This window comes from Streptomyces sp. NPDC020898, assembly GCF_044333925.1.
GTDB lineage: Bacteria > Actinomycetota > Actinomycetes > Streptomycetales > Streptomycetaceae > Streptomyces.
In genome coordinates, this window is the sequence record NZ_JBIRRV010000003.1 from 531,747 (window position 1) to 542,728 (window position 10,982).

Below are 10,982 nucleotides of genomic sequence, written 5' to 3' on the forward strand. Positions count from 1 at the left end.
CCTTTCCCGGTGTGTACCTACGTCCTTGGGGTGCTTCTCGCCGTCGCGCCCGCACTCAGCAGCCCCAGGAACAGGGCCAGGGCGCCGATGATGACGTTGTTCAGCACGACACCCGCGTCCGGACTGTCGCCGACGATCCACGCCGACACGATCATCCAGATGCCCATCGCGCACAGGGCCCCGCTGAGGCCGTACATGCGTTCCGGAGTGTTGGTGAACCCGAGGGCCAGCAGCCCGATCGCGATACCCATGATCAGGTTGTGGGTCACGAGCGGGGGCTGGCTTGTCGTGTAGTGGAGGATCCAGGGGGATGTCGCGCAGTACAGACCGACGAGGAACACCGGTCCGTCCACGAGCGCCACATCGCGACCGCCGAGCATGCGGGCGTACCGTGCCCGCATTTCGGATACATCAGGGTGGCTTGAGATGTCACCTCTGGTGGGCGAGACGTTGGCCATGACTCGTCTCCTTCGACTGTGCTGGCCTGACCGCGTCTGATGCGGTATGCGGTGAAACGCCGCTTGCATCCATTCTGCTCTTATTTATCTCTTATGCGAAGTGCGGCGGCATTGGGTGACCCCTCCTGCACGGACGGTGAGTGTCCCGCCGAGGTCGCGAGCCCGGCGCACGAACACCTCGTGCAGGTCGCGCGCCGCCAGCGGTACGGACTCGGCGCGGCGTCGCTGGAGGGTCAGCAGCACCTGGGTGGTGTCGTCGTCCGCGATCGGCCGGTACGTGAGAACACCGCGCCGCTCCAGCGGGTCGCCGATCACACTGAAGTCGGGCAACACTGTCGCCCCCAGCCCCTCCGCGACCATCAGCTTGCCCATCTCGGCGCCGTCCGTGGAGTACGCGAAGGACGCGCCGCGCCCGTCGAGGAGCCGGTGGAGGTAGCGGTGCATGACGTAGCCGGAGCGCATCGCGATCAGCGGCTCGGTGAGCAGGTCCACCACCGACACGGCAGCCCGGGCCGCCAGGGGACTGTCCGGGCGTACGCACACCACGGGCCGGCCGCGCAGCAGTTCGGTGCTCTCGAAGTCGGCGGGTACGTCGTCGCCCTCCAAGTGGTTGACCAGGCCCAGGTCGAAACCGCCCTCGGTGAGGCCCCGGTGGATCTCCGACTGCTGGACGTCCACCACCTCGACCTGCGTCAGCTCGTGCGTCGCGCGGAACTCCCGGACGGTGGGGATGAGCAGCGGCACGGTCGCCGCGTTCACCGTGCCGACGCGCACCATGCGGCTGATGCGGTGCTGCTCACCCGCCGCCGACCTGAGCCGGTCCACCGCGTCCAGCACATTGACGATGTGCGGCAGCAGCTCCCGGCCCTCCGCGCTCATCGTCGCCCCGGACCGCTTGCGCTCCAGCAGGTCGACGCCGAGTTCCCGCTCCAGATTGCGTACGGTCTCGCTCAACGCGGGCTGGGAGAGCCGGAGTTCCTCGGCCGCGCGGCGCAGCGAACCGAGCCGGGTGACGGCCGCGATGTATTCCAGCTGTTCTATGCGCACCGCAGCAGAATGCGGGCGTCCGGGCGTCCTGTTCAAGGGTTTCCCTGTCACGCCTTCGTGAAATCAGGTGGTCCGCGATACGAGACCGGTCGGGTTTTCCTTGACTGCCCTCTTCGGTCACTGTCACGATCGACGGCATGAAGAAGCGACTGGACCTCACGCGGCGACGCCACGTCGACCTCGCGCGCGTCTCCAGCGCCTCCTGTTGCTCTGCGGCCTGATCCCCGTCCCGATCCGCCGCGCCTTTTCCGTACCCGCCTGAAATTCGCCGGATTTCGCTCCGGCCGGGATTCGGCGTGCTCGAAAAACGCATTCCGCAACAGGAGTTCCGCATGCCCGCAGAGCCCGTGAAATTCGCCTACTGGGTCCCCAATGTCAGTGGCGGACTCGTCACCAGCCGGATCGAGCAGCGCACCGACTGGGGTTGCGACTACAACCGCGAACTCGCCGTCCTCGCCGAGAACAACGGCTTCGAGTACGCGCTCAGCCAGGTCCGCTACATGGCCAGCTACGGCGCCGAGTTCCAGCACGAGTCGACCAGCTTCAGCCTCGCCCTGCTTCTCGCCACCCAGCGGCTGAAGGTCATCGCCGCCGTCCACCCCGGCCTCTGGCACCCGGGTGTCCTCGCCAAACTCGGCGCCACCGCCGACCACTTGTCCAACGGTCGCTTCGCCGTGAACGTCGTCAGCGGCTGGTTCAAGGGCGAGTTCACCGCCCTCGGCGAGCCCTGGCTGGAGCACGACGAACGCTATCGCCGCTCCGAGGAGTTCATTCAGGCCCTGCGCCAGATCTGGACCGAGGACCACACCGAACTCGCCGGTGACTTCTACCGGTTGCGCGACTTCTCCCTCAAGCCCAAGCCCCTCAACACCCCCGAGCGCCCGCATCCCGAGATCTTCCAGGGCGGCAACTCCACCGCCGCCCGCGCCATGGCCGGCCGGGTCTCCGACTGGTACTTCTCCAACGGCAAGGACTTCGACGGGGTCGTCGAGCAACTCGCCGACGTACGGGCATCGGCTGCCCAAGTCGGCCGCCGGGCACCGAAGTTCGGCCTCAACGGCTTCCTGATCGCCCGTGACACCGAGGCCGAGGCCCGCGAAACACTCCGGGAGATCGTCGCGAACGCCGACCGGGAGGCCGTCGAGGGGTTCGGTGCCGCCGTCAAACAGGCCGGACAGTCCGCCGCTGACGGCAAGGGCATGTGGCAGGACTCCAGCTTCGAGGACCTCGTCCAGTACAACGACGGCTTCCGTACGGGGCTCATCGGCACCCCGGAACAGATCGCCGAGCGGATCGTCGCCTACAAGCGCCTCGGCGTCGACCTGCTCCTCCTCGGCTTCCTGCACTACCACGAGGAGGTCGAGTACTTCGGCCGCCGGGTGCTGCCCCTCGTACGCGAACTCGAAGCCGAACTCCCCCAGGGCGAGCCCGAGTCCGTAGCGGTCCATGCCTGACGTCCGTCCACGACCCGTTCGCACCGCACTGCGAGAGAGGTTCATCATGAGCACCGCCACGCCCACCGACTGGCAGACCCGCTCCGCCCCGCACACCGCCCAGGACTGGATCGCCCGCGCGACCGAGGTCGCCGCAGTCCTCGCCGTCGACGCCGCCGAACGCGACCGGGCCGGCGCGGCCCCGCACGCCGAGGTCCGGCTCCTCAAGGACTCCGGCCTCGTCACCCTGCTCGGCCCCACGGAGCAGGGCGGCGCGGGCCAGGACTGGACGACGGCCTACCTGGTCGTCCGCGAGGTCGCCAAGGCCGACGGCTCCATCGGGCAGCTCCTCGGCTACCACTACCTCTGGAACTGGGCCGCCCGGTTGGTCGGCACCCGTGAGCAGTGGGAGCACGTGGAGGCCGAGGCCGCCCGCAACCGCTGGTTCTTCGGCGGGGCCGTCAACCCGCGCGACAAGGACGTCGTGGTCACCGAGGACGGCGACGACCTCCTCTTCACCGGCCGCAAGTCGTTCTCCACCGGCAGCAGGGTCTCCGACGTCACCGTCCTCGAAGGCGTCCTTGAGGGCACCGACCAGCACGTCTTCGCGATCGTGCCGTCCGACTCCGAGGGGCTGACCTTCCACGACGACTGGGACAACATCGGCCAGCGCCTCACCGAGAGCGGCGGCGTCACCCTCGACCGGGTCCGCACGCAGTGGTCGTCGGCCGCCGGATACGTCGACAAGGAGTTCCGGCCGCGCACCTACAACACCCTCAACGTCCCCACCATCCAACTGGTGTTCGCCAACTTCTACCTCGGCATCGCGGGCGGCGCGCTCGACACGGCGGCCGACTACACCCGTACCAAGGCCCGGTCCTGGCTGCACGGCGGGCACGAGAGGGCGGTCGACGAGCCGTACGTCATCGACATCTACGGCGATCTCACCGCCAAGCTGTGGGCGGTCGAGGCGCTCGCCGACGCCGTCGCCGCCGAGGGACAGCGGCTGCACGACGACCCCGACGCCGTCACTCCCAAGGCGCGCGGTGACTTCGAGGTCAGGGTCGCCGCCGTCAAGGCCCGCGCCACCGATGTCTCCCTGGAGATCGCGAACCGGATCTTCGAGGTGACCGGCGCCCGCTCCACGGCGAGTACCGAGGGCCTCGACCGGTTCTGGCGCAACGTCCGCACGCACACCCTCCACGACCCGGTCGCCTACAAGCGACGCGAGGTCGGCCGCTGGGTCCTCGAAGGCGAACTGCCCGAACCCACCTGGTACTCCTGACCACTTCACCCGGGGTGCCCGCCGTGCGCGCGGGCACCCCGTCCCCGGATCGCCTCCGGGAAGCCTCCAGAAAGAGGACTCAATGGCCACCGTCCTGTCCGTCTCGGGCAGCCCCTCCGTCTCCTCCCGCACCGGCAAGCTCCTGCGGCACCTGAACGCCCGTCTGGCCGCGCAGGGACACCAGGTGATCCCGCTCGACGTGCGTACGATCCCGGCCGAGGCACTGCTCGGCGCCGACTTCCGGCACCCGGCGATCGTCGAGGCCACCGAGCTGTTCGCGCGCGCCGACGGTGTCGTCGTGGGCACCCCGGTCTACAAGGCGTCCTACTCCGGTGTCCTCAAGGCGCTCCTCGACCTGCTCCCGCAGTACGCGCTCACCGGAAAGACCGTCCTGCCCCTGGCCACGGGCGGCTCCACCGCGCACGTCCTGGCCATCGACTACGCCCTGCGGCCCGTCCTGAACTCGATGGGCGCCGCCCATATCGTCCAGGGCTGGTTCACCCTCGACAAGGACATCACCGCACACGAGGACGGCTCCATCTCCGTCGCCCCCGGCACCGCGGAGGCCCTCACCCAGGTCCTCGACCAGTTCTCGGCCGCCCTTGGCCGCTCCCCGTTCCTCGCCGCGACGGGCTGAACCCATGGCAGACACCGTGACCGCGAAAGTCATCGCCGACGACGTGGAAGCCCTGACCGTGGCGGCGGCCCTGGCGGACGAGTTCCGCACCGAGGCCGCCGTACGGGACGCCGAACGGCGGCTCCCACGCCCGGAGTTGGACCGCCTCTCCGCCTCCGGACTCCTCGCGGTCACCGTGCCCGCCGAGTACGGGGGAGCGGACGTACGCCAGGAGACCCTGGCCGAGATCTTCCGGCTGCTCGCCTCGGCCGACGCCAGCCTCGCCCAGATCCCCCAGAGCCACTTCGTGTACGTCAACGTGATCCACCGTCAGGGGACGGCGGGGCAACGGGAGTTCTTCTTCGGGGAGATCCTTGCGGGCCGGCGTCTCGGCAACGCCCAGTCGGAGGCGGGCACGAAGCACGTTCAGGACATCCGCACCCGCCTGGACCGCAGGCCCGACGGCTCCTACGTGCTGACCGGCGTCAAGCACTACTCCACGGGCGCCCTGTTCGCCGACTGGATCCCGGTTCTCGCCCGCACCGAGGACGACAACCTGCATGTGGCGTACGTTCCGCGCGATGCGCCCGGCCTCACCGTCGTCGACGACTGGGACGGCATGGGCCAGCGTACGACGGCCAGCGGCACCGTCCGCCTGGACGCGGTCCCCGTCCCGGCCGACCGGGTCCTCCCGCACCACCTCACCTTCCAGGGACCCCAACTCCACGGCGCGGTCGCCCAGTTGCTGCACACTGCCATCGACGTCGGCATCGCCGGGGGCGCTCTGGCCGAGGCCGCGGAGTTCGTCCGGACGAAGAGCCGGCCCTGGTTCGAGAGCGGTGCCGAGACCGCTGCCGAAGACCCGCTGCTGATCCAGCGGTTCGGTGAACTCGCCATCCAGGTACGGGCGTCGGAGGCGCTGCTGCGTGAGGCGGCGCGTGCCGTGGACGCAGCCCGTGCCGAGCTCACCGACGACTCGGCGGCTGAGGCGTCCATCGCGGTGGCCGTCGCGAAGGCGCACGCGGCGGGCACGGCCGTGGAGGTCACGGGCGCCCTCTTCGAGGTCGCGGGCACCCGCTCGGCCCTCAACTCCCTGAACCTGCACCGGCATTGGCGCGACGCCCGCACCCACACCCTGCACGACCCGGCCCGCTGGAAGATCCAGCACATCGGCCGCCATGTGCTGAACGGCACGAAACCGCCCCGCCACGGTCTGCTCTAGCGAGCGCGACGTTCCCGATCGGAGATCTTCGGTGTCCCTCACCTTCCACTGGTTCCTCCCCACCAACGGCGACAGCCGTCACGTCGTCGGCGGCGGTCACGGCACCCCGGCCACCGCCTTCGGACAGAACCGGCCGCCGACCGTCGCCTATCTGAGCCAGATCGCCCGCGCCGCCGAGGAGCTGGGCTTCGTCGGCGCGCTCACGCCCACCGGTGCCTGGTGCGAGGACGCCTGGCTGACCACCGCCATGGTCAGCCAGCACACCGAACGCCTGAAGTTCCTGGTCGCCTTCCGCCCCGGCTTCGTGTCACCGACCCTCGCCGCGCAGATGGCGTCCACCTTCCAGCGCCAGTCGGGCGGACGGCTCCTCCTCAACGTGGTCACCGGCGGCGAGAGCCACGAGCAGAAGGCCTACGGCGACTTCCTCGACAAGGACGCCCGGTACCGTCGTACCGGCGAATTCCTCGAGGTCGTACGGGAGTTGTGGGAGGGCAAGACGGTCGACCTGACCGGCGAACACCTCCGGGTCGAGGACGCCAAGCTGGCTCGCGTGCCGGATCCGGTTCCCGAGGTGTACTTCGGGGGCTCCTCGCCCATCGCCGGTGAGATCGCCGCCCGGCACGTCGACGTCTACCTCACCTGGGGCGAGCCACCGGCCCAGGTCGCCGAGAAGATCGCCTGGGTCAGGGGGCTGGCTGCCGAGCAGGGGCGCACCCTGCGGTTCGGTATCCGGCTGCACGTCATCACCCGCGACACCGCGGGCGCGGCGTGGGCGGAGGCGGACCGGATCCTCGAAGGCTTCGATCCGGCGACCGTACGGGACATCCAGGCGGGGCTCGCCCGCAGCGAGTCGGAGGGGCAGCAGCGGATGCTTGCCCTGCACGGGGGCGGCAACCGGGACGGGCTGGAGATCCACCCCAACCTGTGGGCCGGGATCGGTCTGGTGCGGGGTGGTGCGGGTACGGCGCTCGTCGGCAGCCATGACGAGGTTGCCGACCGTATCGCCGAGTACCACGCCCTGGGCATCGACGAGTTCGTTCTCTCCGGGTATCCGCATCTGGAGGAGGCGTACTGGTTCGGGGAGGGGGTGCTGCCTCGGCTGGCGGCGCGTGGGTTGTGGCGGCATCCGTTTGCGGGGGCGGTTGCGGCACCGGCTGCACAGGTGCCGTTCGGCGGCTAGGAGGTATTTTCTCTGCCGGCCCGGTGGGGGCTTGTCGCGCAGTTCCCCGCGCCCCTAAAGGATGCGCTTCGCGCCCTTTAGGGGCGCAGTAGCGCAGCCGAGTTCGCCGGCCCCGCATCCGCTGCTAGTCGGTCAGCGAGGCCAGGTGTGCCTCGCGTACGTCGGGCGTCTGGCCCTGGACCAGGAGGAACAGGCCCTCTCTGGCCAGGCGTTGGGCCGGGCTGTTCAGGTCCAGGGATCTGCCGCCCCCGGCTACGATCGCCGCTGTCGTCGCCGTGCGCATCAGGTCGTATGCGCGTGTCCTGAGGGTCAGCCGTTGCGCGAGGTGTTCCTGCGGGCGGCGGTGGTCCGCGAGGGCGTACGCGTTGCGGCGCACGGCGTCGAGGCGGGTGCGCAGGGAGCGTGCGGTCGCTGTGGCGGCGGGGTGGGCGGCCAGGAGGTCGAGGGCCGCGTACGCCACGCCGAAGACCGCCGGGCTGGTGTTGGTGGCCCGGGGCAGGTCGGTCAGGGCGAACTTCTCGCGCGGGGTGCGCAGGACGACCGCCTCCTCCGGCACCCGCAGGCCCTTCAGTTCGAGGGACACCGTGCGGGCGGCGGTCAGTGCGGCCAGGCGCATGGGCGGGGACGCACGCAGCCCCTGCTGTGTGCGGGCCTCGACGAAGGCGAACACCACCTCCTCCGTGTCGGACAGCCCCGCGAGCAGCATGACGTCGTTCAGCCCCCAGCCCGTGTACCAGGGGACCGTCCCGTCGAAGCGCCAGCCGCCGCGCTCGTACGTGACCCGTACCGGGACGCGCGGGAAGGCCCGCAGGTGTGCGTACGCGATGCCGGACAGCAGTTCTCCCGTCGCCAGTCGGCCCAACAGGCTTTCCCGCACCGGGAAGTGAGACTCCGTCAGCAACTTCACCGGTGTGTGGTGCTGGGTCTGCACGAACCAGGTCGAGCAGCACGCCCCGGCAAGGATCTCGGCGACCTCCCGGGCCACCGCGGCGGACGCGCCCGCACCCCCGTACTCCTTCGGCGCGCTCACCCCGAGCAGTCCCGACTGCTTGATGGCCTTGATGCTGCTCGCGGGCACGCCCTCCTGGTCGACCCGGCCGGCCTGGGGGGCCAGGACGTCGGAGGCGAGCCGGCGGGCGACGGCGACGAGCGGGTGCGGGGTGGCGGTCATGAGCAAGATTCTCCTGGTGTCGTGGTGCGTTGTGTCTCTACAGAAGTGGTCGCTTCGTGTAGGAGGTGGGGGAGAGCCGTGATGCCCAGGAGGCCGTGATGAAGTATTACCTGCTCAGCGCCATCAAGCCGGTCGGCGAACCGCCGGAGCCGGAGACGATGGTGGAGATCAACCGCAGACTGAACGTCTTCCACGAGGAGTTGCGCGAGGCCGGGGCCTGGGTCTTCGCGGGCGGACTGCACCGCCCGGACGCCGCGACCGTGCTGCGGCCCCAGGGCGACGAGGTCGAGGTCTTCGACGGGCCCTACGCCGAGCACAAGGAGTTCCTCGGCGGGATCTGCCTCGTCATGGCACCCGACCTCGACGGTGCTCTGGAATGGGGCCGCAAAGCGGCCCTGGCGACCACCCTGCCGATCGAGGTCCGACCCTTCCTCGGCGAGGTCGACGACTGAGGACCCGGTGCCGTGACGCCGGGCCGGTCCGGCGAACTCCCCTCCCTCTCATACGATTCCGTCTCATACGATGTACATATCCCCGGGACCGAGGAGCAGCATGCCCACACCGTCGCAGCGCCGGCCCCAGGACCTTCTGCGGCTCCTGACCCGGGCCGAACGACTGGCCGCGCGCCGCCTCCAGTCCGTCCTGGACGAGCACGGCTGCACGCTCGACGCCTGGCGCGTGCTCGCCCTGCTCTCCGACGACGCCGGCCACCATATGACCGCGATCGCCGAGGCCGCCTTCCTGCCGCCGCCGACCCTGACCCGGCTGGTCGACCACCTCGTCGACCAGAACCTCGTCCACCGCCGGGTCGACCCGTACGACCGCCGCCGCATCCTCGTCCACCTCACCCCGCGCGGGCAGGAGTACTGGCGCCGCCTCGACCGCGAGGTCCGCGCCGACTGGCCGCTGCTCAGTGACGGTGACGACGAACTGCTGGGCGCCCTCCTGGACCGGCTGGCGTCGGCCCTCGACGGGACCACCGCTCAGGTCTGACACGCAGGGCGACGGGCGACTGCGTACGGTTATCTTCATGTAGAGGGAATATATTTTGACGTGCGGAGGGTTGGCATGGTCATCGAGCCGCTCGTTCGAGCCGGAGACCGTCGACCGTTCGCGCCCGAGACCACCGTGCGAGACCACCATGAGCGAGGCATCGTGAACCACCCCACGCCCCCCGAGCAGCCCGCCGACATCGTGGCGCGGCTGCGCGCCACCTTCCGCACCGGCCGCACCAAGCCCGTCGAGTGGCGCACGGCCCAGCTCGGCCGGTTGCGTGAACTGCTCACGGAGCACGGCAAGGACGTGGCCGCCGCGCTCCACGCGGACCTCGGCAAGAGCTCGAAGGAGGCCTACCGCACGGAGATCGACTTCACGATCCGGGAGATCGACCACACCCTCGAACACCTCGACGGCTGGCTGCGTCCCGAGCCCGCCCCGGTCCCTGAGCGCCTCGGCGCCGACGCGACGGCCTGGACGCAGTACGACCCGCTGGGTGTCGTCCTGGTCATCGCCCCCTGGAACTATCCGGTCCAGCTGCTGCTGACCCCGGTCGTCGGCGCGCTGGCCGCCGGCAACGCCGTGGTGATCAAGCCGAGCGAGCTGGCCCCCGCCACCTCCGCGGTCGTCGCGCGACTGCTGCCGCAGTATCTGGACACCGACGCGGTCGCGGTCGTCGAGGGCGGCATCCCGGAGACGACGGCTCTGCTGGCCGAGCGCTTCGACCACATCTTCTACACCGGCAACGGCGCGGTCGGCCGTATCGTGATGCGCGCCGCCGCCGAGCACCTCACCCCGGTCGCCCTCGAACTCGGCGGAAAGTCACCGGCGTTCGTCGACACCGGCATCGACGTGGACGTCGTCGCCGACCGGCTGGTCCGCGGCAAGTTCCTGAACGCCGGCCAGACCTGTGTCGCCCCCGACTACGTCCTGACCGACCCGGAGACCGCCGCCGCGCTGGAGCCCGCGCTCGCCAAGGCCGTCGAGAGCCTGTTCGGCACGGACCCGTCGACCTCCACCGAGTACGGCCGCATCGTCAACGAACGGCACTTCGACCGGCTCGGCGGGCTTCTCGACTCGGGCCGGGTCGTCACCGGTGGCGTCACGGACCGTACGGCGAAGTACATCGCGCCGACCGTCCTGGCCGACGTCGACCCCGCCTCGCCGGTGATGCGGGAGGAGATCTTCGGCCCGATCCTGCCGATCGTCACGGTGCCCGGCCTCGACGACGCGATCGGCTTCATCAACGACCGCGACAAGCCGCTCGCGCTGTACGTGTTCACCGGGTCCGGCACGACCCGGGATCGGATCGCCGCCGAGACGTCCTCCGGCGCTGTCGGCTACGGCCTGCCGCTCGCCCATCTCACCGTCTCCGACCTGCCGTTCGGCGGGGTGGGGGAGAGCGGCATGGGCAACTATCACGGCCGCTACTCGATCGAGACGTTCAGCCACCGCAAGGCGGTGCTGGCGAAGCCGCTGGGCTGAGGCTGCCGAGCCGGGACGACGATCGCCCGCGGGGGGGGGGCCCACCGGGTAGGGGCCCCCCGGGGCCCCGGGGGGGGGGGGGGGTTTTT

Annotated in this window: 12 protein-coding genes; 9 read left to right on the top strand and 3 right to left on the bottom strand. The window is 70.2% G+C overall.

Annotated elements, in window-relative coordinates; genetic code table 11:
- Positions 1–17 precede the first annotated feature (17 nt).
- Positions 18–458, bottom strand: coding sequence for an SPW repeat protein (locus ACH4TV_RS13590; protein ID WP_398397463.1), 441 nt, complete (start codon positions 456–458; stop codon positions 18–20).
- A gap of 84 nt (positions 459–542) precedes the next feature.
- Positions 543–1,505, bottom strand: coding sequence for a LysR family transcriptional regulator (locus tag ACH4TV_RS13595; protein WP_398397465.1), 963 nt, complete (start codon positions 1,503–1,505; stop codon positions 543–545).
- A gap of 137 nt (positions 1,506–1,642) precedes the next feature.
- Between ACH4TV_RS13595 and ACH4TV_RS13600 the strand changes: the two genes are divergently transcribed.
- The 6 genes from ACH4TV_RS13600 to ACH4TV_RS13625 all read left to right on the top strand — a co-directional run bounded on the left by ACH4TV_RS13600 (position 1,643) and on the right by ACH4TV_RS13625 (position 7,241).
- On the top strand, positions 1,643–1,726 hold the full coding sequence (locus ACH4TV_RS13600; protein WP_398397789.1) for a putative leader peptide: 84 nt from the start codon (positions 1,643–1,645) through the stop codon (positions 1,724–1,726).
- A 111-nt stretch (positions 1,727–1,837) separates the two neighbouring features.
- Positions 1,838–2,959, top strand: coding sequence for a dimethylsulfone monooxygenase SfnG (sfnG, locus tag ACH4TV_RS13605; protein WP_398397467.1), 1,122 nt, complete (start codon positions 1,838–1,840; stop codon positions 2,957–2,959).
- 46 nt (positions 2,960–3,005) lie between these two features.
- Positions 3,006–4,223: an acyl-CoA dehydrogenase family protein gene (locus ACH4TV_RS13610; RefSeq protein WP_398397469.1), complete on the top strand. Its 1,218-nt coding sequence runs from the start codon at positions 3,006–3,008 to the stop codon at positions 4,221–4,223.
- Positions 4,224–4,305: 82 nt separating this feature from the next.
- Positions 4,306–4,860: an NADPH-dependent FMN reductase gene (gene ssuE, locus ACH4TV_RS13615; RefSeq protein WP_398397471.1), complete on the top strand. Its 555-nt coding sequence runs from the start codon at positions 4,306–4,308 to the stop codon at positions 4,858–4,860.
- 4 nt (positions 4,861–4,864) lie between these two features.
- Positions 4,865–6,061: an SfnB family sulfur acquisition oxidoreductase gene (locus tag ACH4TV_RS13620; protein WP_398397473.1), complete on the top strand. Its 1,197-nt coding sequence runs from the start codon at positions 4,865–4,867 to the stop codon at positions 6,059–6,061.
- Positions 6,062–6,092: 31 nt separating this feature from the next.
- Positions 6,093–7,241, top strand: coding sequence for an LLM class flavin-dependent oxidoreductase (locus ACH4TV_RS13625; RefSeq protein WP_398397475.1), 1,149 nt, complete (start codon positions 6,093–6,095; stop codon positions 7,239–7,241).
- 124 nt (positions 7,242–7,365) lie between these two features.
- Here the strand turns inward: ACH4TV_RS13625 and ACH4TV_RS13630 are convergent, their stop codons facing one another.
- A complete protein-coding gene (locus tag ACH4TV_RS13630) occupies positions 7,366–8,412 on the bottom strand; it encodes an acyl-CoA dehydrogenase family protein (protein ID WP_398397477.1) in 1,047 nt (348 codons plus the stop codon).
- Between the two features lie 98 nt (positions 8,413–8,510).
- Between ACH4TV_RS13630 and ACH4TV_RS13635 the strand changes: the two genes are divergently transcribed.
- From ACH4TV_RS13635 to ACH4TV_RS13645, 3 genes are all read left to right on the top strand, one after another.
- Complete coding sequence (locus ACH4TV_RS13635) at positions 8,511–8,864, top strand: YciI family protein (protein WP_398397479.1); 354 nt, start codon at positions 8,511–8,513, stop codon at positions 8,862–8,864.
- Positions 8,865–8,964: 100 nt separating this feature from the next.
- A complete protein-coding gene (locus tag ACH4TV_RS13640) occupies positions 8,965–9,405 on the top strand; it encodes a MarR family winged helix-turn-helix transcriptional regulator (protein ID WP_398397481.1) in 441 nt (146 codons plus the stop codon).
- 162 nt (positions 9,406–9,567) lie between these two features.
- Positions 9,568–10,893, top strand: coding sequence for an aldehyde dehydrogenase family protein (locus ACH4TV_RS13645; protein ID WP_398397483.1), 1,326 nt, complete (start codon positions 9,568–9,570; stop codon positions 10,891–10,893).
- Positions 10,894–10,982: the final 89 nt, after the last annotated feature.